Genomic DNA, 23,058 nt, shown 5'->3' on the forward strand with positions numbered 1-23,058 from the left:
GCGCGGGTGTCGGGTCACACGCCGACCCCCATGTGTTCGGCGAGTTCGGCGACCGGCGCCGAGGGCGTACCCCGGGTGCGGCGCAGCACGTCGGCCATGACGGCGTGGGCCACTGGCCGGCAGCGGATCTCCGCCGGGGCGAGCCGGTCGCCCTCCAGCAGCATCTCGGTGGCCTTTTCCAGCTCGCCGGACTGAGCGTAGCCGCGGGCAATGTCGAGCAGGTGGTGCGCCCGCCGTTCCGGCAGCAGGGCGCTGAAGCCCGGATCTTCCATTATCGCCTGGTGGGTCTCGACCGCTGCCCGGCCCTCGCCGAGCTCCACGGCGGCCGCCGCCCGGTGCAGTTGCACGTTGGTCGGGCCGAAGCAGGTCCAGTAGTGGTTGCGGTTCTCGCCGAGCGCCCGCGCCGCGTCGTCGGCGCCGTTGACCAGGTCCCGGACGGTGGCGCTGTCGCCGAGCCGAGCGGCGGCCATCGCGCCCTGCAGCAGCAGCAGGCCGTAGACGGACAGCTGCTCCGGGGTGCTGCTGCGGCTGTCCGCCGGGGCGAGCCCGTTGGCGATGTTCACGTTCACCTCCAGGGCCGCTCGGGACCGGCCGAGGGCCAGCAGTGCGTTGCCGACCCGGCAGGTCGCCACCCCGGTCAGCAGCCGGTCACCGGCCCGGTGCGACACCGCGATCGACCGGTCGGCGGCCAGCCAGGCGAGGTCGTACTCGCCGAGCTTGCGCAGCGTGGACGAGGCGATCTGGTAGAGCTGGCCGAGCAGACTCGCCGCCTGCTGCGCGTTGTCGTCGTCACCGGTGTAGTGGGCGTCGGCGGCCTGCGCGTCGCGCAGCAGCCGGGGCAGCGCCCGGGCCAGCACCCCGTACTTGGCGTGCTGGAAGGTCAGCCAGGCATGGTTGGTGGCCTTGTGCATCTCGGCGAGCTGCGGCGCGTCGTTCGCGGGTCGGAACAGAGTGCTGATCGAGTCGTAGCGTTCCAGTGCGGCCCGGATCTCCTCCACCTCCACCTGGTCGATGCAGGTGACGCTCTCCGGCCGCCGCTCCGGGTCCTTGCCGAGCAGCAGTTGCGCGTCGAGCTGTAGCACGTCGGCGATCTCGTGGATCACCGAGAACTTGTCCAGCCGGCGCACCCCCCGTTCGACCTTGTCCACCCAGCTCTTGGATTTTCCGAGCCGATCGGCGAACACCTGTTGGGACATTCTGCGCCGGCCACGCCAGTAGGCGACCCGCCGACCGATGGGTAACTCTTCCACGCTCATGTTCCCCCTCGCGGTGCCGGGCACTTCGGAGCCGGCAAATGTGCTGGTCGATGCGGCATCCCCCCGGACACCGGGACCACTGACCGTGCTCATCGCACAGGCAGTGCGTTAGGTCCATCACAGATGGTCGTAGTTTTCGATGCAAGTTGCAAAGGGTTGGCAGCCGAAAAGTTCCGGCGTGTCGCCGCGGCGTCCCCCGCCCGGGCACGCCGGATCCGGCTGCCCACACCCGACCGGTCGGACCCGACGAGTGGTCCGGGCGGCACCCAGATGCCTTGGAGGAATGTCGATCATGCGGTGGACGGTCCAACCGCCTTTCGTCCGCCTGCGGCTCCGCCGCGGCGCGCTGCGCTACGCCAGACACGGCTGGCCGGTGACGCCAGGGGCGTACCTGCACCAGGGGCGCTTCCGGTGTGACCGCCCCGGCTGTCCCACCACGGGCTGCCACCCGGCGTTGCAGCACTGGGAGCGGGACGCCAGTGATCAGCGCGACCGGGTCGGCTCGTGGTGGCGTCAGCAGCCGCACACCGTCCTGCTGGCCACCGGACACGCGTTCGACGTGCTCGACGTGCCGGCCCGGCTCGGCCTGCGGACGCTGTGCACGCTGCGGCTGCGCGGCGGAGCGGCGGCACCCGGCCGGGGCCAGCTGCGCGGCCCGGTCGCGGTCACCCCGACCGGGCGGTGGATGTTCCTGGTTCGCCCGGGTGACGCGCTGCGCCCGGAGCTGGCCGATTCGCTGGACGTCATCCAGCACGGGCCGGGCTCCTGGATTCCCGCCCCGCCGACGGTGCTGCCGCAGGGGCCGGTCCGCTGGGCGGTCGATCCGGACGAGGTCGGCTGGCGGCTACCGGACTCGTACGCCGTACAACGGATCATCGTCGACTCCCGGGAACACGCCGCCGCGCCACCCAGGCTGCCGCAGCCCCGCAGCGCGCCGGTCGGGCCGCTGCCGGGTGCCGTGCCGCTCACCGTCCCGGTCGTCCCGGCGGCGACGGTCTTCGTCCCCCGGCAGACGTCCACCCTGCGCCGGGCGTTGTGACCTTCCCAGTGGTCACCTGCGGGTGACTCCGCCTACCCGGGTGCTCACCCGGGTAGGCGGATCTTCCCGGCTGCCGCCGGCCCGGGACCTCACGGTCCCGGGCCGGCGGCCGTCCTGTTTGCCGGTTGAGGCGCAAGCTGCGGGACCGGGCTGCGTGAGCGGCGGGCGATTGGGTAATGCCCCGATGGCCGTTCGGTACGCATCGTTCGGTACGCATCGTTCGGTAGGCACAGCGCGTGCCGCACCACGCCACCAAAGCCACCACGCCACGGCCGTCGGGACGTTCGGAGGGAAGGCACGCCATGCTCAGCAGGGAGGATCAACGCCGGTTCGACCAGATCGCCCGCCATCTGCGGACGACCGATCCGGACTTCGTCGCCCGCCTGGGCGATCAGGCCGCCAACCGGCGGAACCGGGCGGCGATCATCGCCAGTGTGCTGCTCTGGGCGGTGGTGCCGCTGCTCGCCCTGTTCGGCGGCTGGATCGCCGCGTCGATCTGCACGGTGGCGCTCACCGCCGCGGGAGTCCTCGCGCTGCGGGCCCGCCGCTGGTAGCCCCGACCGCAGCGGCAGCCCACGTCAGTCGTCGGCCGGCGCGGGTTCGGCGAACCGCCGGTAGGCCCGGCCCAGCACTGTCGCCAGGCCCGGGCCGCCGATCACCGGTGACGGCGCCCCGAGCTGGCGCAGCAGCAGGTCGGCACGGGCCGACAGGACCGGCTCGCGGTCCGGCAGCGGCACCGGCGCCCGCCAGAATCCGGCGTCCGACGCGGCGACGGGTTCGGACAGGCCGGCCAGCGCCGGGCCGGCACCGACCGGGGACGTCACCGGCGGCGTGTCGGAGTCGGTGGACGACAAGCCACCGTCAACGGACGGCGCACCGTCACCCCCGCCGGCGGACGCCGCACCGTCGACGGACGGCGCACCGTCACCACCGCCCCGGGCGAGCCGCAGCTGACGCAGCAGGGCGGCCCGGTCCCGTCCCCGCCAGTGCAGGATCTGGAACGGGTCGGTGTCGAACTCCTCGGCCAGCAGATAGCAGGTGGCGGCCAGGTGCTTGCACGGCACCGCCGCGTCCGGGCAGCTGCAGCTCATCGCCAACTCGTCGACGCCGGCCGGGAACAGTGGTGCCCCGGCGGCGACGAACACCTCCTCCAGCTCCGGCGGCAGGTCGCCGGCGAGCAGCCGGGCACTATACAGCGCCTGGCCGGCCAAGGTGTTCTCGATCCGCCGCCACACCGCGTCACCGTAGCGCCGCAGCCCGATCCGCGCCTGGTACGGCCGGGGCCGGGATCCCTGCACCTGGGCGCTCACCACGCCAGGTGCCACGGTCAGGGCGAGCACCTGCCCGGCCCGGGCGTAGGAGCGGCCCCGGGTGAGCCGGGTGCCCAACGCGAACGACTCCAGCACGTCGACGAAGCGGCGCGACCACCAGGACTGTCCGATCGCGCCCCGGGTGCTGCGGGCGCGCAGCCCGCCGTCGACCCGCCGGGGCCGGCCGTAGTCCTCGAACCGGCTCATTCGACCACCGCCCCGGCCTCCAACGTGAACAGCTCCCGCAGCTGCGCGGTGGACAGCTCGGTCAGCCACTGCTCACCGCTGCCGACGACGGTCGCGGCGAGGCCACGCTTGTCCGTCACCATCGCCGCGATCTTCTCCTCCACGGTGCCGGCGCAGACGAACTTACGGACCTGCACCGCCCGCCGCTGCCCGATCCGGAACGCCCGGTCGGTGGCCTGGTCCTCCACCGCCGGGTTCCACCACCGGTCCACATGCACCACGTGGTTGGCGGCGGTCAGGGTCAGCCCGGTGCCGCCGGCCTTCAACGACAGGACGAACAGCGGCGGCCCGGCCCGACCACCGCCGCCGTCGGCATGGCCGGCCTGGAACCGGGCGACCAGGTCGTCACGGTCCGCCTTGGCCAGACCGCCGTGCAGGAACAGCACCTCCCGACCTGTGTACGCCGACAGGTACCCGCGCAGCATCGCGCCGAACTCGGCGTACTGGGTGAACAGCAGCGCCTTCTCCCCCGCCGCCAGCACCTCGTCGAGGATCCCGGTGAGCCGGGCGAGTTTGCCGGAGCGGCCGGGCAGATGCGAGCCGTCGCGCAGGAACTGCGCCGGATGGTTGCAGATCTGCTTGAGCTTGGTCATGGTGGCCAGCACCAGGCCGCGCCGCTCGACGCCGTCGCTGGACTCGATCCGCCCCATCATGTCGTCGACCACCGCCTGGTAGAGCGACGCCTGTTCGGCGGTGAGGTGGCACAGCACCTCCATCTCCAGCTTCGCCGGCAGGTCAGAGATGATCGAGGTGTCGGTCTTGAGCCGGCGCAGCACGAACGGGCCGGTGATCCGGCGCAGCCGCTGCGCGGCCTCGGCGTCGCCGTGGCGTTCCACCGGTTCGGCGTACCGGCGGCGGAACGTGGCCGCGCCGCCGAGCAGGCCCGGATTAGCGAACTCCATGATCGACCACAGGTCGGCGAGGCGGTTCTCCACCGGTGTACCGGTGATCGCGACCCGGTGCCGGGCGGGCAGTGACCGGATCGCGACGGCCTGGCGGGTCGCCGCGTTCTTGATCGCCTGGGCCTCGTCGACCATGATCCGGTGCCAGCCGACCCCGGCCAGGTCAACGGCGTCCCGGGCGGCCACCGCGTAGGTGGTGACCACCAGCCGGGCGCCGGTCACCGCAGCGACGAACTCCGGGCCGCGGGGCCGGTCGGTGCCGTGGTGCATGTGCACCGGCAGTTCCGGCACGAACCGGGCCGCCTCCCGCTGCCAGTTGCCGACCAGCGACATCGGACAGACCAGCAGCGTCGGACCGGCGTCGGGTGCGTCGGCGGCGAGCAGGGCGAGCAGCTGTACGGTCTTGCCGAGTCCCATGTCGTCGGCGAGCACCCCGCCGAGTCCCAGCGAATCCAGGAACCGCAGCCAGGCCAGCCCCCGCTGCTGGTACGGACGCAGCCGCCCCCGGAAACCGGCCGGCTCGGCCACCGGGGTGAGCCGGCGCTCCACCTCACCGCTGAGCAGGTCACCGAGCGCCCCGGTGGCGTCGATGCCCAGCACCGGCAGCCCCACGCCGCCGTCGTCGTCGCCGAGGGCGACCCGCAGCAGGTCCATGACGGTCAGCGCACCACCGGAGCGGAGCAGCGCCAACCCGGCAGCGATCCGCTTCGGGTCGACCTCCACCCATTCGCCGCGCACCCGCACCAGCGGTGTCTTGGCCCGGGCCAGATCGCGCAGCTCCTGCTCGGTCAGCGGCTGATCACCGAGGGCCACCTCCCACTCGTAGTCCACCAGGTCGGGCAGGCCGAACCGGCGGTCGACGGCGACAGTGCCCGGCGCGGTCGGGGTTCCCGCCCGCAGCCGGGCACCGAGCCGGGCCGCCGGCCGCTGCCACCAGGAGGGCAGCAGCACGCCGAACCCGGCGGCGTGCAGGGTCGGTGCCCCGTCACGCAGGAACCGGTGCGCACCGGTGACGTCCAGGTCGACGCCGTCGGGGGTGGCGGTACGCAGCGCGTCGTCGATCGCCGGCCAGAGCCGGCTGGCCCGACCCAGCTCGGCCAGCAGCGTCTCCTGCGGGTCGGCGGTGTGCCGGGTCAGCGGTTGGAGCTGCCGGCCGACGCGCCAGATCGCCGCCGCGTCGACCAGCAGGCTCGGCTCGGCGGTGGCCTGCAGTGCGAACTCCAGCCGCCACCCGTCAGCACCGTCGACGAGACCGGCCGACCCGTCGGCGGCCGGCTCCTCAGTGGCGGGGGCGGGTTCGCGCAGCCGGAACAGGGCCCGCACTGGACCGCCGGCCGCGTCCCGCTGCCAGTGCTCCAGCTCGGCGGCGAGGGTGTCGAGCGCCGCGACCGGGGCGGTGAAGTCCCGCCGGGGCCCGGTCAACGCGGTCAGCCAGGCGTCGCGGGCGGCCAACGGCCCGGACCGGGCCCGGCCCTCGGCCAGCCGTACGCCGTGCAGCGCGGCACGGGCGGCGGCGTCGGTCAACGCGTCGAACGCTTCGGCGACGCGCCGGTGTCCGGTGCCGGGCGCCCCGGCGGCCAGGGCCGCCGCCGGGGTGGCCAGCGTCAGCGACCGGGCCCACCGCTGGTCGGCACCGGTCAGCAGCGGCAGCCAGCAGGCGGTGGCCGACCCGGGTGCCGGGCCGGGCCGGACGGCGGGCAGCACCCGGCCCCGGGCGACCAGTTCGGCGGCGAACCCGGCGAGCAGCGCCAGGTGGCGTACCCCGGCACCGATCACCAGCCCGCCCGGCAGACCGTCGGCCGCCGCGACGCCGCCGGGCAGACCGTCGGCCGGTGCGACGTCGGCCGCCGGATCGACGTCGTGCAGGGTGCAGAGCACCGACAACGCCTCGTCGGCGTCGAACTCCAAGGTGGACACCAGCCAGTCGGCGTGGCCGCCGTCGCGGGCCAGCCCGGTGGTCGGCGCGTCGGACTGGGTACGGACCAGCTCCGGTGACTCGACCGGAGCACCGGCGACGGTCGGCAGCCGGACCGCCGTACTGCCGGTGGCCGCCTTGACCGCCACCGGCCCGAGCAGTGGGCTCAGCGCGGCGACCAGGGCCTCGTGTCCGGCGGCGAACGGGTGCGGTCGGCGGCGCGGCGGTCGCCCCGGCCGCCGGGGCGGCGCCGACGGTAACGTCGAGTCCTCGGCCCAGACGGCGAGCCGACCGTCGGGGCCGAGCAGCCCCTGCACCACCAGCACAGCCACTCCTTCGCCGTCGGCACCTGCGCCGATGGTACGGGTGGTCCGACTGGTGCGGCCGACGCCACGGCCGAGGTGGTCAGCCGTGCCAGGAGCGCCACAGGGCAGCGTACGCGCCGTCGGCGGCGATCAACTCGTCGTGGCTGCCCTGCTCGGTGATCCGGCCCTGGTCCAGTACCGCCACCCGGTCTGCGTCGTGGGCCGAGTTCAGCCGGTGTGCGATGGCAATGACGGTCCGCCCGGCCAGTACCGCCGCCAACGCCTGCTCGGTCCGGCGGGCGGTGGTCGGGTCCAGGGCCGCGGTCGCCTCGTCCAGGATCAGGATGTCCGGATCGGCGAGCACCAGCCTGGCGAGCGCCACCTGCTGGGCGTACGCGGCCGGCAGGTCGAGCGCGCCGTCGCCGAGCAGGGTGTCCAGGTCGGCGGGCAGGTCGGCGTACCAGTCGGCACCGACGGTGACCAACGCGGAGCGCAACGTCTCGTCGGACGCCTCGGGGGCGGCGAACCGCAGGTTGTCGCGCAGCGTACCGATGAAGACGTGGTGTTCCTGGGTGACCAGGGCGATCCGGCGACGCCGCTGCGCCGGGTCGAGGTCGATGACCGGGCAGCCGCCGAGGAGCACCGCGCCGTCGCGGGGCACCTCGATGCCGGCGACCAGCCGGGCCAGGGTGGACTTGCCTGCCCCGGACGGGCCGACGATCGCCAGCCGCTGCCCGGCGGCCACCGTCAGGTCGATGCCGCACAGCACGTCGACGCCGCCGCCGTAGCCGAAGGTCAGACCGGTCACCCGCACCTCACGGCCGGTCGGCGTCGCACCCCGGCCGCGCGGCTCCGGCGGCACCTGCCCGACGCCGAGCACCCGGGCGTACGACGCCAGCCCGCGCTGGGCCTGTTCGATCCACTGCAGGATGGTGTCCATCGGGTCGACGGCCTGCTGCAGGTAGAGTGCGGCCGCGACCACCGCCCCGAGGGTGACGGCGTCCCGGTGCAGCAGCAGCCCGCCGACCAGCAACGCGGCGCCGACCGGCAACGCGACGCTGGCCTCGGCCACCGGGAAGTACACCGAACGCAGGGCGAGGGTGGCCCGCCGGGCAGCCCACAGGTCGGCGATCCGCGCGCGGCCCGCGCGGATCCGTTCGTCGCCCAGCCGCAGCGCCTCCACGGTACGGGCGCCGTCGGCAGTGGTGGTCAACGTGTCGGTCAACGCGGCCATCGCCGCGCCCTCGGTCAGGTAGGCCGGCCGGGCCCGACGCAGATACCACCGGGTCACCGCCAGGATCGACGGCAGTCCGATCAGGCCGGCCAGGCCCAGCAGCGGATGCAGCCAGAACACCGCGCCGAAGAGCAGGCCCAGCTGTGCGGTGGCGATCACCACCACCGGCACCACATCGCGGACCATCGTGCCGACCGTGGCGACGTCGCTGGAGCTGCGGGTGGCGAGGTCGCCGGTGCCGGCCCGTTCCACCACCGACACCGGTAGCCCGAGGACGCGGTGCACGAAGTCCTCGCGGAGCCGGGCGACCGCCCGTTCACCGAAGCGCAGCCCGACGTACCGGGCGAAGCGGGTGAGCAGCCCTTGCAGCAGGACGAAGCCGACCAGTGCCGCCGCCAGCCGGTCGACCGCGGCCACCGACGCGCCGACGGTGACCACGTCGACGATCCGGCCGAGCAGCCACGGCCCGGCCAGACCGGCCAGGGCCGCGCCGAGGTGCAGCACCAGGATGCCGGCGACCACCCAGCGTTGCTGGCCGAGCAGGTCACCGGTCGCCCGCCGGACGGCACCCGGATCGGCCACCGGCAGTCGACCGGCCGACGGCCCGGTGGTGGCCGGCGCGCCCGCTGGCCCGGAGGCGGTCACGGTTGCCCCGCCCCGGGCGACGACCCGCCGGCCGGGCCTGCGACGTCAGCCAGCTCGCCGCCCCGGGCGACCAGCGCCCGGTAGCCCGGGTCGCCGGCCAGCAGGTCGGCGTGGCTACCGGTCCCGACGACCCGACCGCCCCGCAGGTACGTCACCGTGTCGGTGGCCGCGAGCAGCAGCGGGGACGTGGTGATCAGCACCGTGGTCCGGCCGGCCCGCGCGGTGCGCAGACGGTCGGCGACCCGCGCCTCGGTGTGTGCGTCGACCGCCGAGGTCGGCTCGATCAGGATCAGCATCTCCGGCTCCACCAGCAACGCCCGGGCCAGCCGGACCCGCTGCCGCTGACCGCCGGAGAGGGTACGGGCGCGGCTGCCGATCTGCGTCGCCAGGCCGTCCGGCAGCGACGTCACGACGTCGTCGGCGGACGCGACCCGGAGCGCCGCCCGCACCTGTCGGTCACCGGCCGCGCCCGGCTCGCCGGCCCGCGCACCCTGCAGGATCTGCCGCAGCGTGCCGGCGAACAGGTACGCGTCGTGGTCGGCGACCAGGATCCGGGCCCGCACCTCGTCGAGCGCGACCGCGCCCAGCGGCACCGCGCCCCAGGTCACGTCGGACCGGTGGAACCGGCCCAGCCGGTCGGCCAGGGCCTGCCCGTCGCCCGGGTCGTCGGCCGCCACCCCGATGATCCGGCCGGCCGGCACGGTGAATCCGCTGTCGGGGTCGTGCAGGTCGGCCGGCTGCGGCGGAGCGGCGGAGGTGTGCCGCGCCGGCAGGTTGGTCACCGGGTCGGGGGTGAGCCGCAGCAGGGCGACGATCCGGCGGGCCGCGACCCGACCCCGGATGAACTGGTAACTGCCCTCCTGCAGGAACCAGACCGGGACGGTCAGCGCGGCCACGTACCCGTAGACGGCGACCAGCTCCCCGATGGTGATCTCGTCGGCGACCGCCATCCGGGCGGAGAGCCACACCACGGCGGCGAGGAACAGCCCGGGGACGGTGACGGTGAGCGCCTCGATCCAGCTGTTCACCGCCGCGACCCGGTAGCCGTGCCCACGCAGCCGCTGTGAGTGGGCCACGTAGCGGTCGGCGAACAGGGACCGACCGCCGACCCCGGCCAGCACCCGCAGCCCGGCGACGATGTCACCGGCACGGGCGGTGAGCTGGCCCTGTTCCCGCCGATAGGTCTGCTCGGCCCGGTCCAACCGGCGCAGCAGCGGGCCGAGCAGCGCCGCGACCACCGGCACGCCGATCAGGATGACCGCTGCGAGCACCGGCGAGACCGTCCAGAGCAGGACCGCGACCACCAGGTACGCCAGCACCGCGCCGACGCCCGGCCCGGTCAGGGTGAGCACGTGCGAGGTGTGGGTGATGTCGGTGCCGCCGACGGTGGCCACCTCGCCGGTGGCGAGCCGGCTGGGCAGGACCGCGCCGATGCGCGCCAGCTGCCGCGACAGCACCCCGGCGGACCGGGCGGTGGCGTCCTCGCGGATGTAGGTCATCGTGCGGTGCCGAAACACACCGACCACGGAGATCAGCACCCCGGCGACCAGGACGGCACCGACCCACCACGCCAGTACGGCCCACCGGCCAGGACGCAGTCCGTCGTCGATCGCCCGGGCCACCAGGTACGGCCGACCGGCCAGGCCGACCATCCACACCGTACTGAGCAACGCGCCGCGCAGCACCCGCCACGGTTGGCGACACACCAGCCACCACAGGTAGCGCACCGGCCCCCGGACATCGGGACTGCCCGGATCGGGGTGCGGGATCAGTGGCGGCACCTGCCCAGGCTAAAACGTCCCAACTCACGCCGCCGACGCATTTTCCCATCGACCGGCTGTGTCGGTCACCGGGCACCGCTGAGCTGGGCCGCGCCGCGACCGGGCAGCTGGCACCGGTCGGGCAGGATCGCGGCAGTCCGACGATTCGATCATGGGGATGGGCCGACCATGGGATGGTCCTGGCTGGTGTGGCCGGTCGGGCTGCCGTGCTGATGGCCGCCGGATACTCACGGCGACGCTGCCCCGACGTCGGGCGCCCAGCGCGCCCGGCGCGTCTGCTGGTCGACGGCGAGATCCGCGATCGACGCGGCCACGGTCAGCCGCGACGCAGCGCCCCGGCCGGTCGCCGAGGCGGAGCAGCTGCTCACCCGGGCGCAGAACCTCGCCGCCGCCGTGCTCGGCCAGCAGATCATCGACCTGCACCGCCGGTGCGCGCGGGCGCAACGAGGCGCGGCCGGCGGCAACCAAGACGCGGTCGGTGGCACCGGGGAGCGAGGTGACTTCGTCCGGCGGTACCGTCGACTCACCATGGACTACACCGACCTGCTTGCCGACATCGTCGCCGCCGACCGGGCCGACCGGCCGGACGTCGACCGGCTCACCGAGCGGCTGGAGCAGTTGATCGGACGTGGCCGCGAGCTGGCCGACTCGCTCGCCGTACCGGGGAACTGAGCGGATGCGCGGAGCGCGGCCGGCGGCCGGCGGCGGCCGGTGGGTGGAGATCTCCCCGGAGCGTCTGCGGGGCTGGCTGGACGGCTTCTACGGCCGGCACGACGGCGCCGCCGAGGACAGCCTGACCCTGACCGGGGCCAGCAACGGCGACACGGCGACCCTGCACCCGCCGCCCGGCTTCGACGGGATCAACGACGTCGACGGTCTGCTCACCGCACTGATCCGGCCGCCGCGCATCGGCCTGCTGCTGGCCCGCAAGGGTGCGGTGGCGGCCGGTGTCGTCGACGGCACCGCCGTCGTCGTGTCCAAGGTGGAGCGGCACTATGTGCAGGGACGCACCGCCGCCGGCGGGCAGTCACAGCAGCGGTACGCCCGGCGGCGCGACAACCAGGCGACGGCGGCGGCCAACCGGGCCGCCGACGTCGTGGCCCGGGTGCTGCTGCCGTACGGCACCGCCGACGCCGAGGAGCCGATCGGCGCACTGGTCTGCGGCGGCGACCGGTTGATGGTCGACGCGGTCCTCGCCGACCGGCGGCTGGCACCGTTGCTGCCGCTGCGCCACCCGCACCTGCTGGACTGCCCCGAGCCACGGCTCGCCGTACTGCAGGACGCCGCAGTCGCCGCCCGCCGAGTCCGCATCCACCTGGTGCCGTAAGCCGGACGCCGCCCGCTCGTCGCCCACAATGGCCGTTGCGCCGAACGTACCTCGCCGACCGCCACGTCGGGCGGCAACCTGGGACATTTACCAGGGTCTACATCCATTGGTCCCGTCCGGTAACACTTTTCCACCAGGATCGGGTGACGACCCGACTACAGAAGGCGTGCCCGACGATGACTGTGACGAGCCGACCGACCACCGACCCGCCGGTCGGGGAACGCGCCGACCAGACCGGCCGGACCGACTGGCACGGGTTCATCCGGCTGGCCCGGCTGCGCTTCCTGCTCTACAACCTGCTCCCGGTGGGGCTCGCGGTGGCGGTCTCGGTGCACCAGGGCTATCCGCTGCACCTCGGCTGGTACGTCCTGGCGCAACTGTTCGCCTGGACGGTCCACCTGATGACGCACTACTGCAACGAGTACTTCGACCTCGCGGCCGACCGGGCCAACGTCTACTTCACCCCGTGGACCGGCGGCAGCCGGGCACTCGTCGACGGGCTGGTGCCACCGGTGGTGGCGTTGGGCACCGCATTCGTCCTGGCCGCCGTGGCACAGTTGATGATCGTCGCGATGCCGGACTGGCCGACCCGGTTGGCCGCCACCGCCGCCGTCGTGCTGGCCTGGTTCTACACCGCGCCGCCCGGCCGGTTCAACTACCGCGGCCTGGGTGAGGTGACCGTCGCGGCGATCCTCAACGGGCTGTGGCCGATTGTCGCTGTGCTGCTGCAGACCGGCACCGTGCCGGTCCTGCTGCTGGTGGTCCTCGCTCCGACCGCGCTGCTGCAGACCGTACGGATGATGGTGATGAACCTCGGCGACCGCCGCTCCGACAAGCAGGTCGGCAAGCGCACGATCCCGGTCATCATCGGCTACGGCCGGGCGGTACGCGTCATCGTCACCGCCCAACCGGTCGCCTACGCCGCGCTGACCGGCTCCGCCCTCGCCGGCTGGGTACCCTGGCTGGTCTGGGCACCGATGACGGCGACCGCGGCGATCTCCGGCTGGCTGGTGCTGCGGCTGTGCCGGGGCGACATGCGCGACCTCGACCCGCGACGGATGACCCCGGTGGTCTTCTGGGCCTCCAACCACGTCTCGCTGATCGTCGGCGCGGCGATGCTCGGCGTCCTGCTCGACGCGGCCCGCACCGGCGCCGACGGCGGCGCGCTCACCCTGCTCGGCGCGGTCCTCGCCGGATACGTGGGCCTGTTCGCCCACCGGCTGTGGCTGGTCGGGCGGACCCGCCCGACCAGCGCCCCGGCCGACCGCCGCTGATCACAGCGGCTGGGGCACCAGCCGGTCCGGCACCGCCCCCGGGGCCGTGCCGGTGCCGGCGGTGGCCGCCGGGGTGCCGACCGCGTCCGTCGCGGTGCCGGCGGCGACCGGCCCGGCCGACGGCCCGACAGCCAGCAACTCGTTGAGCACCTGGATGGCACCGGTGATCCGCAGCAGGGTCTGCTGGATGTCGGCCCGCCGGGCCTCCACCTCGGCGAGCATCTGCTGACCGGCCCGCAACTCGGCCTCCAGCTCGGCGACCCGCTGCTCCACTTGCTCCCGCATACCTGATCCGTCCCGTCGTGGGTCGTCTGTCACTGGTCGGAGATTTCGAACTGCCAGAAGGTCTTCGTGTGCGAGGCGACCGGCTGCCCCGGGATCCAGGTGAGGGCGTACCGGTACGGGCTGTCGCCACGCTTCTGGCCACTGTCCCAGATGTAGCTGTCGTAGTAGGTGTTGCGCAGCTTGCAGACCAGCTCGTTGTCAGCCAGCTTCCTCAGGATCCTCAGCTCACGCTCACCGACGACGACGTCACCGATACGCACCGTCTGCGCGGTCACCTGCCCGGCGTGGATGCTACGGGGCTCGCCGTCAGCGGCCCGGAAGTGAAAACCGGCCGGGTCCACTTCGAGCTGGTACGCGTACCGGCCGCCGTGGTGGAACCGGATGGCGAGCGTCGTGGGCGACACGGTCGGCGGGGTCGTGTCGGCCTGCTGCAACTCCAGGAAGACGAGCTTCCGTCCCGGCTGGACCTCGCCCGCCTCCCGGCGCAACAGCAGATGCCGGTGCTCGGCCCGGACCGCCAGCTGATGCCCGGCGACGGCGACGGTGCCGACCCCGATCTGGCCGGCCGTGTTGATGTTGAGCCGGGCAGCCTGGTTGGTGACCAGCGTCAACGCGCTCGCCGTCCCGGTCCCCACGATCATCCCCGCCGGCGCACCGAACATCCCCGCGTCGTGCGCCATCGCCCAACCGTCCACCTTCGCCGTACGTACCGACAGCTTGGTGCTCCCGGTACCGACCACATCGACCACCCGCCCCCAACCGAATGCGCCCGACAGATCGGCGGTACCGATGCCGACGTGCCCGGCGGCGTTGATACTCAGCCGGGCGGCCTGACCGGTAACGAGGGTCAGCGGGCTGCCGGTCGCGGTGCCGACGACCATCCCCGGCGGCGCACCGAACACCCCCCCGTCGTGCGCCGCCACCCGACCGTCCACGTTCGCCGTACGTACCGACAGCCTGGTGCTCCCGGTACCGACCACATCGACCACCCGCCCCCAACCGGCGGTGTCCCGCGGGTCGGCGGTGCCCACGCCGACATGTCCGTCGGTGCCGATGAAGAGCCTGGTCGTTCCGTCCGCGTCCGATTCGTGGGTTCGCACGTGCAGGCCGCGTCCGGCCGCTGACCGTCCGTCGTACTCCACGGAGAATCCCTGGTTGGTCGCGCCGGCCCAGAACCGGATCCCGCTGCGGTGCTGGTCGTCGGCGGCGACCCGGAAGGTCAGATGCCGGTCCTGGTGATCGAAGTCGCCCACGTCGAGACCGGTGCCGGCGGCGACACCGACACCGATGCCGCCCGTCATCGACAGACTGGACAGCTCGGCGGTGGTGCCGTGCACCGCGATGTCGCCGTTGTCGGCCACCGTGATTCGACCGAGCAGCACCGTCGGCCCGTCCAGATCGGGCTCCGCCTCGGCGGGAGCGACCGCCGTCGTCCCGTTCGGGGCGACCACCACCACCTTCGGACGTTCCTCCCAACGCCGGGCGCCGACACCGCCGTCCCCGGACTGTCCCACGTCCGTCGCGGACTCCTGGTAGGCCAGGCGTACCTCGACGTTCTGCTGGTTGGCGAATCCCGTACCCAGCGGCAGTTCGGCGGCGGCCGCCAGGACGAGGTGCCGGCCCAGGGCGTCGACCGCCATGCCCGCGGACACCGTGACCCGGAACGGCTCGTCCGCGGCGGCCAGGCCCAGGCCCTCGCTGACGCCGGTGAGCCGCAGCAGCCGGCTCTGCCGACGCTCACGGTCCAGGTGGAACCTCTGCTCGTCGATGAAGTCCTGGTCCTCCAGGAACTGCCCGTCGAAGAAGCGGACACGCTTCGAGACGACGTCAGGTTGGGTGTAGTCCGCCATCGGACCTCCTCCGGTTTCAGGTCGAGTCGCGCGTGCCGAGCAACGTGTTGCGGTTGAGGACGAGCCGCTCCGGCTTGCCGCCTTCGCGTTCCTTCAGCTCCTCGGAGACCAGCCGCATCGTGGGCACCACGACCTTGAGCGCGTAGAACGTGTGGGCCGGCTTCTCCCGGTCGATGATCGCCCGTGCGGTCTCCTGCACCCTGCGCAACTCGTCGCCGTCGGCGGCGCCGAGAGTCAGCTGTACCTGGAAGTAGTGGGCGGGTGTGTCGTACCCGTCCAGGATCACCACGTCCTCCCGGGTCACCTGGTCGGCCAACGGGCGCAGGTAGATCTCCAGCATCCGGCGCAGCCCGGCCAGGGTCCCCCGCTGCCGGTACAACGGCACGACCTCCCGGATGAAGCCGCGTTTGGTGTCCACGTCCCAGTCCGCGCGAAGGCTCAACGCCACCCAGCCGGCCAGCCACGGCAGGAAGTCCTCACCGGTGTGCACCGGATCGATGTAGTCGGCCGAACGTCCGATGGTCTGTTCCAGACCCTCGACGTCGTCGCGGCCGGTCAGGATCGCCTCGAAGGCCAGCAGGAACCGGCCGGCGAACGGGTCCTCCCGGAACATCACCGGGAGATGATCGAGGTACCGGCTCATCGTGCGCCCTCCCCGCCGGGCGGGTAGGTCCGGCCGTAGCCGTCGTAGCCGACCAGGTCCAGGCGGGCCAGCCGGGGCAGTTGGTGCACGTCCAGCGCGACGCTGCCCCCCGTGTCACCGGCACCGACGCCACCACCGGCGCCGACCAGGGCGAGCTGGACGTTCTCGATGTAGTCGAGCAGGGGTGACTGCTCGAGTACCGCATACACCTCGGACGGGTGGACTCCCTGTCCGAAGGGCCAGCCGGTGCCGCCGGTACCGCCGGTGAACGGGTCGTAGAACCGGTGCAGCCGGGCCCGAGCGTCGGCGAGCGCCTCGGTCGGCGGAGCATCCTCGCGCAATGCCAGATCGGCCGAGATCCCGATGTCGACGTACTGCGGGCCGACGACATGGTGACGTACGGTCAGCAGCCGACGCGGGGCCAGGAAGTCGTGCAGTTCGGTGGTCAGCTCCTCGGTCGGCACCGGATGGGTGTCGGTCTCCGTACCCGGCGCCGGGACGACGACGACGCTGACGTGTGCCGGGGCGACAGCGGCCGGATCCGTACCGGCGAGGTCACGACCCGCCACGCACCGGACCCGCCGCACCCGGTCCGGCCCGGCGGGCTGTCGCTGCGCCGGCCATACCGTGCCGACCAGGTACTCGTAGTCGTCCGCGGTCGCGGCCCGGTAGCGCTCATGCAGGTCGGCCAGGCTCTGCCGGACGGCGGCGTCGAGCCCACCGGTGGTCGGAGGTGTCCACTCCGGGCCGTTGAGCAGCTGCAGGAAGTTCCGGGTGTGGCTCTGCGGAATCTGGTTGACCTGGTACAGCTGCATCTCGGTCAACCAGGCCAGCATCTCGACCAGGATGACGCCGGGGTCGCTGGGGTTGTGATCGGTCCACTCCGGCAGCAGGACCGGGATGAGCGACCGTGCCTCGCCGACGAGGTCGTCGTAGTCGCGGTCGTCGAGGTTCGGCAACGGAATCGGCACGGCGGTCCTCACGCTGGAAGGGTCACGGTGATCTGGTGTCGCCCGGAATAGACCAGCGCACGTGCCAGCCACCGGGTCAGGTCCGCGGCAACCGGCTCGGCCGCGCCCTGCGCCAGCGAACGGCCGAGGACCGCCGCCAACCGCTCGCCGAGCGACTCGGACCGGGCCACCTGCACCACCTCGAGTTCGCGGACATGGTCGACCCCGTCGACTGCTGTGACCGCCGCGTACATGTCCGAACGGTGCGGCTTGCGGCCGAACGCCCAGCCGGTGCCGTCCGGTCCGCCGGTCAGCGGATGCAGGAAACGGTCCAGGACCTGCTCGACCCGCGCCTGGATCAGCCCGGCGGCCGTCGGGTCGCCGGCCACCACGGTGGCGGTGACGGTCACCTCGATCCACTCCGGGCCGGCCACCCACAGGCCGACGGTCGGCGCGCACCGCGCCCGCAGGTGCCGGTCCACCTGACGCAACAGACCCAGGCTGGGCACCGGTCGGGCGGCGGTGGAGAACGGGACCACGATGACCCCGACCCCACCTGCGTCAGCCTGCTGATGCTCACCGCCCGGCTGTTGGTCCGGGTCCAGCCACAGGTCGAACGGATCGAACCCGCTGGGCGACACCGCCTGCGCCCGGGCCACCTCGGCCGAGGACTCGAACGCGAGGTCCGCGAAGTCGTCGACCGTGACCGCCCGGTCACGGTGGCGTAGCGCCTTGGGCCCCCGTGTCCGCACCCGCTCCATCGGCTCCCAGCCGGACCCGCCGGAAGCGGGCTCGAGGTTGGTCACCGAGTCCAGGTAGGGAACCGCGGACTTCAACGTGGCGATGGTGTCCGCAGGTCGGTTGCCCCGCTCGCCGCCGCCCGTGCGGTAGGTGATCCGGACGTTGTTCTGCCCGATCGGCACCACCTGCCCCGCCTGCCCGTCACCGAATCCGATCTCGCCGGTGGCGGCGTCTATCGTGTAGTGGCGGTCCCCTGGCCCGGAGCGGTGGAAGTCCGTCACCTCGTGCCAGCGTACCCAGACCTGCCCCGCATCGTCGGCGGCCGTGACGGCACCCGCGCCGTCGGCCTCGACGAGCGCGGCCTCCTCCGCCGGTGACGGCCGCTGCGGCTCGCGGACGACGAGTCGCTGGTCGGCCAGCACCGGTGTCTGCGCGGTGGCCAGCCGCTGGCCGGCCTCGGCGAGGCCCGATCCGAGGATCTCCCCGGTGATGGTGGTCGTCTGCGTAGCCCACGTCGTGTTCGGCGAGACCCGACGCAGCCGTGGTGGGATCGCGAAGCCGCCACGCCGGTGTCGCAGTCGCAACCAGCACCGGTGCTGACCGAACGACTCCCGGGCGGTCAGGTCCGGAGGACCGACGAAGCGGACCACGCCGCGGTCGCCCAGCGTCCCGGTCTCGTCGACCGCGATCAACGGCCGCCAACCGTCGGCACCGCTGTACTCCCACACCAGGTCGGCCCGGTCGGTCAGGTCGGCGCCGGCCAGCCGGTCGGCCACCACGTCCTCGGGTGCCGGTGGTTCGACCTGCAGGTAGAGCGTGACCGGCCGGTTGTCGAACGGCTGGTCGAAGCCGAGGTAGAGAGCTCGGTCCCGGTGCGGATTGGGGGTGAAGGGGGTGATCTGCCACCGCTCGTCACCGTCGCGGTGGTGAGTGACGAGACGGAAGTCGTTCTCGGTCACACAGGCCTGGGCCGGGACCGCAGCCGCCAGCCCGGCCCGGGACCGCCACGACAACCTGGTGACGACCGGCGGAGCGAAGGTGGCGTCGACCAGTTCGTAGCCTCCGTCGTCGTTGCGGGTGTAGTGGGCCGCGACCCCGTAGTCGCCGCCGATCAGCCGGACCCGCACCCAGTGCGCCTCGACGCCGTTCACCTCGGTGCGCGCGAACCCGTCCGGTGGGGTGAGCGTCACGGTGGCGCTGTCGGTGAAGGCGTACTGCGGGTCGTCGACCATCACCCCCCGCCACGCCGCGCCGTCCCATGCCTCCCAGACGAGTCGCGGGTCGCCATCGGTGCGTACCGGCGGCACCACGGGATCCGCCTGGTCGGCCGGCCCGTTGGTCAGCGTCACGTCGACGACGAGTTCCGCACCCGGCCAGACCAGGCTCGCCGGGCACGCCAGATAGCAGGTGTCGTTGAACCGTGGCTGTTCGCCGAAGGGATAGAAGTCCCTGGTCACGTCCAGTGGGCTGGTGTTGCTGAAGGCCTGCGGCAACGCCACCGGATCCGGTGGCGTCTGCACCCGCGCGTCGATGCCGGTGACGACGGGCAGTTCCCAGTCGTAGCCGACGGACAACGCCGCCAGCCGGGGCAGGATGGCGTACGTCGCCCCGTGGTCGACGATCTCGGCCCGCAGCCAGTGGCCCGGCCGTCCCTGGAACAGCTCGGCCGGCCAGTCGGCCGGCACCCGGAAACTGACCTCGCCGTCGGCGGTGAACGCGAGCGTGCTGTCGACCAGTTCCCCGGCGGCGTCGCCGTCGGACTCCGCCGTCGCCGTGCCGGACTCGCCCAGCCGCCGCCATTCGTCGCCGACCTTGTACGACCACACCAGCCGCACCGGGGTCGCCGGGTCGGCGGGCGTGCCGGGCCGGGCCAGGGTGACCGCGAGCCGGGCCACCGTGCCGGGGACCACCACACCGACGCTGAGGTAGCACCACCGGACCTGACTGCTCTCGCCGAACGGGTAGAACCCGTCGACGGCGGCCTGCGGGGTCCGACGGCCGGACGCGACGGCGTCGAGCGCCAGCCCGGAGACCGGCTGCGGCATCGGCATGTCGAGCTGCGCGCGCAGCCAACCAGCGGTGGTGCCGTCCACATCGTACGCAGGCAGTGGCGGCAGATCGGCCAACGTCACCGTCCAGGCACCGTCCCACAGCGTCGTCCCGGCCTCGACCGGATGCCACCGGGCGCCGTCCCAGTAGGCCCAGGAGATCGGCCACTCGGCGAGCAGGGCGGCGTGCGAGGCGGTCAGTGCCAGGGTGACCGTCTTGGTTCCCTCGGCGGCGAGAACCGGGTCGCAGGCCACGAAGAACCGGTGCGGCACCGGCTGATCGCCGTTGAAGGCGTCGAACGGCTCGTCCCGCTGGCCGGTGGCCATGGCACTGCGGTCGGCGTAGGCGTCCTGCGGTGCGTCGTCGACCAGTACGGTCCGCAACTGGGCCGGGGTGACCACCAGATCGGTCACGGTCTCGAAGACGACCTCGTCGTCCTCGCCGTCGCGCGGGGTGGCCGCGACCTGAGTGCCGGCCGGGACCACCGCTTCGGTCTGGCTGCCCTGGGCCAGAGCGAAGGTGAGCGGCACGCGGGCCGGACGCGGCGGCGCCGGCCGGGTCCCGATCAGGTTGAGAAACGCAAGGTAGTCACGTTCCGGCACCTGGTTCAGCCGCTGCACCACCAGTTCGGCGTAGCGGGCGAAGATGCCGATCAGCGCCTGACCGGCGTCCCGCCGCCCGTCGGTGGGCGGCCGCCAGCCGCTGTACCGGGTCGCCAGCGCGGCGGTCTGCGCGGCGAGCGCCTCGCGGTCGCGGGGGTCGATGGGTGGGGGCTGTCCGGTCATGCCAGGTAGAAGGGGTAGACGAGATTGAACCGGCTGTTGGTCGAACGCACCTGGTAGTTGATTTCGATGAGCAGGCGGCGCCGGTCGTCGGGGTCGGGTGCGGCATAGACGTCCAGCACGTCGATCCGTGGTTCCCAGCGGGCCAGTGCCTCCCGCACCGACCGGCTGATCCGCCCGGCGGTGCCGACGTCGTTGACGTCGAACACGAGGTCGTGGATGCCGCAGCCGAAGTCCGGCCGCATCACCCGCTCACCGGGCGCGGTGCCGAGGATGAGCCCGATCGACTGGCGGATCAGGGCCGCGCCGTCGTCGCTGAGCCGGATGCCCTGCCCCGGCTCGTAGCCGAGTGGGAACGCCCAGCCGGTGCCGAGGAATCCGTGGTTCACCGCGCTGGTCACCCGATCGTCACCGTACCCGTGGCCAGGACCGCGCCGCTGGGCAGGTCCTGCGGATCGTTGCAGGTCGACGCGAGGTCACCGGACCTGATCGCCGGCTTTCCGTTGATCCTCACGGTCGCGCTGCCGCCTTCGAGGGTGGCCGTGTTCGACGGCTGTTTCTGAAACGACGTGCCGGGCGCGGTGGGTACGTGCGCCGGGGTGTTCTCGGCGGTGGAGCCGGCCACCGCCGCCGGCTTCCCCATGATCTTGACATCGGCGCTCAGCCCGCCGTTGATGATCCCGGTGAAGGGATGCGGCAACGGTGTAGGAGTCGGCGCGGGTGCCCCGGGCACCATGACGACGTGGATGTCGGTCGCGTTGACCCGGTCACCCTGCTTCGCCGCGAACTGTCCCATGTGATCTCACCCCCCATTCAGTTGATGTTGACCTGGCTGCCCTTGATGTCCAGCTGGCCGCTGGACTTCACCGCGAGCGCGGACTTCGCCTCGACCTTGACATCGGCCGTGGAGGTGATCTCGACGCCCGCGCCGGCCAGCCGCAACCGGCCGCCGGCGGAGATCACCACGTCCGCGTCGGCGGTGACGGTGATCTGGTTGTCCTTCGTGCTGATGACGATGCTGTTCCTGCCGCTGCCGTCGACGATCTCGATCCGCTCGTCCTGCTTGGTGTCGATCAGCCGGATCACGTGCTTGCTGCGGGAGACCATCACCCGTACGTCGTTGTTGCCGTCGTCGTTGTCGACCGGTGGGGCGTCCCTGCCGTTCCACAACCCTCCGACGACGTAGGGGATCTCCGGGTTGCCGTGTTCGAAGGCGACCAGGACCTCGTCGCCGACCTCGGGCAGGAAGTAGCAGCCGCGGCCGGGGCCGGCCATCGGCGAGGCCACCCGCGCCCAGTCGGTCTCGACGTCGTCGGCCAGCCAGGGCAGCGCCACCTTGACCCGCGCCAGACCGTCCGGGTCGCTGTTGTTGGTGACGATACCGATCACCACCCCGTGGTACCGCCCGTCCGGGTAGGCCGGCTCCCGACCAACCAACTGGTGGTAGACGTCCGTCACGCCGCGTTCCTCCGTACTTCGAGGCTGGACCGGTAGCCGTGCGCGGCGGTCACCGAATGGCTGACGGAGACGACGTAGTAGTCGCCGCTGAACGTCGCGCCCGCCCCCTCGATCCGCACCACCTCACCGGCGTGCAGCCGAGGTTGTCCACCGCACTCGGCCTCGCCGGTGATGTAGCTCAACGCCAGGTCGTCGAACTGCCCCCGGGCGAGCTGGTCGGCACGGGCCTGGTTCGGTGCCGACAGGTCCACCCTGGTCGACCTGGTCCTGCCGAAGACCCGGCCGACCTGCCGGGGTCCGGTCACCGCGCCCGTCGTGGTGGGCCCGGGACCGGAGCCGGCCACGGCGACGACGGCCTTCTTACCGGTCACGTCCCAGCCCCGCACGGAATGCTCGGCCATCTGGCCCATCGTGCGCAGCCGGGGGGTGAACTGGGAGATGTCGTCACCGACGTGCAGCTTCGCCGCCGGTGCCCGGCCGTGCTGCGGCGGCCGGAAGGTCAGCACCTTGTCCCGTACATGGATCTCGTACCCGATCAGTCCCGCCCGCCGCCGCAGGAACTCCAGATCGGTCTCATTGTTCTGCAGCACGTAGTCGAGATCGGTGCCGGTGTCGGTCACGTCGGCACGCAGGCCGGCCGCCTCGGCCAACTGACGGGCGATGGCGCTGTCCCTGGTCCGGGTGAAGGTCCTGGTCCGCTGCCGGCGGGCCAACCGGTGACGCAGGTCGTAGCCCCGGACGGTCAGCATCGGCGGACGGCCCTCCACAAACGACGGCTCCAGGCTGGTGATCTCCCCGATGATCGCCAGGTGCAGGTCCTTCACATACCCGAGTGCGATCCGCACCTCGGTGCCGACCGCGAACAGCGTCGAGTCCGACCAGGTCACCGCGAGCCGGTCCGCGTCCCAGTTCTTCAACGTCACGGTGAACATGCTCAGCGCGTTCAGGTCCTCCAGCACGGTCACCGACTTCACGTCCTTGTGGGCTTCCGGCGGCAGGCGCCGGCCACCGCACCGGATCTCGAAGTCCGGCCCCGACTCGGCAGTCTGCATCACCTGGTTCTCCG

General features: G+C 72.7%; 20 protein-coding genes. 5 read left to right on the plus strand and 15 right to left on the minus strand.

The annotated features are described in order from the left end of the window. Positions 1-14 precede the first annotated feature (14 nt). Positions 15-1,250, minus strand: a complete 1,236-nt coding sequence (locus O7610_RS12025; protein ID WP_281550842.1) for a helix-turn-helix domain-containing protein — start codon at positions 1,248-1,250, stop codon at positions 15-17. Between the two features lie 298 nt (positions 1,251-1,548). On the opposite strand from O7610_RS12025, the gene O7610_RS12030 reads away from it, so the two are divergent. Both O7610_RS12030 and O7610_RS12035 read left to right on the plus strand, forming a co-directional pair. Further along, on the plus strand, positions 1,549-2,295 hold the full coding sequence (locus tag O7610_RS12030) for a bifunctional DNA primase/polymerase (RefSeq protein WP_281550843.1): 747 nt from the start codon (positions 1,549-1,551) through the stop codon (positions 2,293-2,295). Between the two features lie 302 nt (positions 2,296-2,597). Next, on the plus strand, positions 2,598-2,849 hold the full coding sequence (locus O7610_RS12035) for a DUF3040 domain-containing protein (RefSeq protein ID WP_281550844.1): 252 nt from the start codon (positions 2,598-2,600) through the stop codon (positions 2,847-2,849). Between the two features lie 24 nt (positions 2,850-2,873). Here O7610_RS12035 and O7610_RS12040 read toward each other — a convergent pair whose 3' ends face one another. The 5 genes from O7610_RS12040 to O7610_RS12060 form a co-directional block, all read right to left on the minus strand. Beyond that, on the minus strand, positions 2,874-3,812 hold the full coding sequence (locus O7610_RS12040; protein WP_289213304.1) for an SWIM zinc finger family protein: 939 nt from the start codon (positions 3,810-3,812) through the stop codon (positions 2,874-2,876). Next, a complete protein-coding gene (locus O7610_RS12045) occupies positions 3,809-6,994 on the minus strand; it encodes a DEAD/DEAH box helicase (protein ID WP_289213305.1) in 3,186 nt (1,061 codons plus the stop codon). The genes O7610_RS12040 and O7610_RS12045 overlap by 4 nt, the downstream gene beginning before the upstream one ends. A gap of 79 nt (positions 6,995-7,073) precedes the next feature. Beyond that, on the minus strand, positions 7,074-8,852 hold the full coding sequence (locus tag O7610_RS12050; RefSeq protein WP_289213306.1) for an ABC transporter ATP-binding protein: 1,779 nt from the start codon (positions 8,850-8,852) through the stop codon (positions 7,074-7,076). Then, positions 8,849-10,537 (minus strand): ABC transporter ATP-binding protein, encoded by a 1,689-nt coding sequence (locus tag O7610_RS12055; RefSeq protein ID WP_289213612.1) that lies wholly within the window; start codon positions 10,535-10,537, stop codon positions 8,849-8,851. The genes O7610_RS12050 and O7610_RS12055 overlap by 4 nt, the downstream gene beginning before the upstream one ends. 323 nt (positions 10,538-10,860) lie before the next feature. Next, complete coding sequence (locus O7610_RS12060; protein WP_281550848.1) at positions 10,861-11,001, minus strand: hypothetical protein; 141 nt, start codon at positions 10,999-11,001, stop codon at positions 10,861-10,863. Here O7610_RS12060 and O7610_RS12065 point away from each other — a divergent pair. The 3 genes from O7610_RS12065 to O7610_RS12075 all read left to right on the plus strand — a co-directional run bounded on the left by O7610_RS12065 (position 10,934) and on the right by O7610_RS12075 (position 13,234). Continuing rightward, positions 10,934-11,305 (plus strand): DUF6403 family protein, encoded by a 372-nt coding sequence (locus O7610_RS12065; protein WP_281555650.1) that lies wholly within the window; start codon positions 10,934-10,936, stop codon positions 11,303-11,305. The two genes, O7610_RS12060 and O7610_RS12065, sit on opposite strands and share 68 nt — an antisense overlap. A gap of 4 nt (positions 11,306-11,309) precedes the next feature. Beyond that, the gene (locus O7610_RS12070; RefSeq protein WP_281550849.1) at positions 11,310-11,960 is read left to right on the plus strand and encodes an acVLRF1 family peptidyl-tRNA hydrolase; all 651 of its coding nucleotides are present in this window, start codon (positions 11,310-11,312) and stop codon (positions 11,958-11,960) included. Positions 11,961-12,136: 176 nt separating this feature from the next. Then, positions 12,137-13,234, plus strand: coding sequence for a prenyltransferase (locus tag O7610_RS12075; RefSeq protein ID WP_281550850.1), 1,098 nt, complete (start codon positions 12,137-12,139; stop codon positions 13,232-13,234). Here the strand turns inward: O7610_RS12075 and O7610_RS12080 are convergent, their stop codons facing one another. Genes O7610_RS12080 through O7610_RS12120 form a run of 9 tightly spaced genes read right to left on the minus strand, consistent with a single transcriptional unit; the run spans position 13,235 to position 23,044 of the window. Then, complete coding sequence (locus O7610_RS12080) at positions 13,235-13,519, minus strand: hypothetical protein (protein ID WP_281550851.1); 285 nt, start codon at positions 13,517-13,519, stop codon at positions 13,235-13,237. A 29-nt stretch (positions 13,520-13,548) separates the two neighbouring features. Further along, positions 13,549-15,369 (minus strand): ricin-type beta-trefoil lectin domain protein, encoded by a 1,821-nt coding sequence (locus O7610_RS12085; RefSeq protein ID WP_289213307.1) that lies wholly within the window; start codon positions 15,367-15,369, stop codon positions 13,549-13,551. Between the two features lie 16 nt (positions 15,370-15,385). Further along, positions 15,386-16,012, minus strand: a complete 627-nt coding sequence (locus O7610_RS12090; RefSeq protein ID WP_281550853.1) for a phage tail protein — start codon at positions 16,010-16,012, stop codon at positions 15,386-15,388. Beyond that, positions 16,009-16,995 (minus strand): baseplate J/gp47 family protein, encoded by a 987-nt coding sequence (locus tag O7610_RS12095; RefSeq protein WP_281550854.1) that lies wholly within the window; start codon positions 16,993-16,995, stop codon positions 16,009-16,011. Before O7610_RS12095 ends, O7610_RS12090 begins: the two co-directional genes overlap by 4 nt. Beyond that, complete coding sequence (locus O7610_RS12100; protein WP_289213308.1) at positions 16,992-20,537, minus strand: putative baseplate assembly protein; 3,546 nt, start codon at positions 20,535-20,537, stop codon at positions 16,992-16,994. The genes O7610_RS12095 and O7610_RS12100 overlap by 4 nt, the downstream gene beginning before the upstream one ends. Beyond that, on the minus strand, positions 20,534-20,935 hold the full coding sequence (locus tag O7610_RS12105; RefSeq protein ID WP_281550856.1) for a GPW/gp25 family protein: 402 nt from the start codon (positions 20,933-20,935) through the stop codon (positions 20,534-20,536). Before O7610_RS12105 ends, O7610_RS12100 begins: the two co-directional genes overlap by 4 nt. Further along, a complete protein-coding gene (locus tag O7610_RS12110; protein WP_281550857.1) occupies positions 20,932-21,330 on the minus strand; it encodes a PAAR domain-containing protein in 399 nt (132 codons plus the stop codon). Before O7610_RS12110 ends, O7610_RS12105 begins: the two co-directional genes overlap by 4 nt. A gap of 17 nt (positions 21,331-21,347) precedes the next feature. Then, positions 21,348-21,992, minus strand: a complete 645-nt coding sequence (locus O7610_RS12115; protein ID WP_289213309.1) for a phage baseplate assembly protein V — start codon at positions 21,990-21,992, stop codon at positions 21,348-21,350. Beyond that, a complete protein-coding gene (locus O7610_RS12120) occupies positions 21,989-23,044 on the minus strand; it encodes a phage late control D family protein (protein ID WP_289213613.1) in 1,056 nt (351 codons plus the stop codon). Before O7610_RS12120 ends, O7610_RS12115 begins: the two co-directional genes overlap by 4 nt. Between the last annotated feature and the right edge of the window lie 14 nt (positions 23,045-23,058).

It is taken from the genome of Solwaraspora sp. WMMA2065, from assembly GCF_030345075.1.
GTDB lineage: Bacteria > Actinomycetota > Actinomycetes > Mycobacteriales > Micromonosporaceae > Micromonospora_E.

What these genes read in the sequence shown, in the direction of transcription:
- O7610_RS12070 (WP_281550849.1), top strand. Translation starts at nt 11,310, where the DNA reads ATGCGCGGAGCGCGGCCGGCGGCCGGCGGCGGCCGGTGGGTGGAGATC.
- O7610_RS12085 (WP_289213307.1), bottom strand. Translation starts at nt 15,369, where the DNA reads ATGGCGGACTACACCCAACCTGACGTCGTCTCGAAGCGTGTCCGCTTC.
- O7610_RS12075 (WP_281550850.1), top strand. Translation starts at nt 12,137, where the DNA reads ATGACTGTGACGAGCCGACCGACCACCGACCCGCCGGTCGGGGAACGC.
- O7610_RS12040 (WP_289213304.1), bottom strand. Translation starts at nt 3,812, where the DNA reads ATGAGCCGGTTCGAGGACTACGGCCGGCCCCGGCGGGTCGACGGCGGG.
- O7610_RS12035 (WP_281550844.1), top strand. Translation starts at nt 2,598, where the DNA reads ATGCTCAGCAGGGAGGATCAACGCCGGTTCGACCAGATCGCCCGCCAT.
- O7610_RS12030 (WP_281550843.1), top strand. Translation starts at nt 1,549, where the DNA reads ATGCGGTGGACGGTCCAACCGCCTTTCGTCCGCCTGCGGCTCCGCCGC.
- O7610_RS12090 (WP_281550853.1), bottom strand. Translation starts at nt 16,012, where the DNA reads ATGAGCCGGTACCTCGATCATCTCCCGGTGATGTTCCGGGAGGACCCG.
- O7610_RS12080 (WP_281550851.1), bottom strand. Translation starts at nt 13,519, where the DNA reads ATGCGGGAGCAAGTGGAGCAGCGGGTCGCCGAGCTGGAGGCCGAGTTG.
- O7610_RS12110 (WP_281550857.1), bottom strand. Translation starts at nt 21,330, where the DNA reads ATGGGACAGTTCGCGGCGAAGCAGGGTGACCGGGTCAACGCGACCGAC.
- O7610_RS12120 (WP_289213613.1), bottom strand. Translation starts at nt 23,044, where the DNA reads ATGCAGACTGCCGAGTCGGGGCCGGACTTCGAGATCCGGTGCGGTGGC.
- O7610_RS12100 (WP_289213308.1), bottom strand. Translation starts at nt 20,537, where the DNA reads ATGACCGGACAGCCCCCACCCATCGACCCCCGCGACCGCGAGGCGCTC.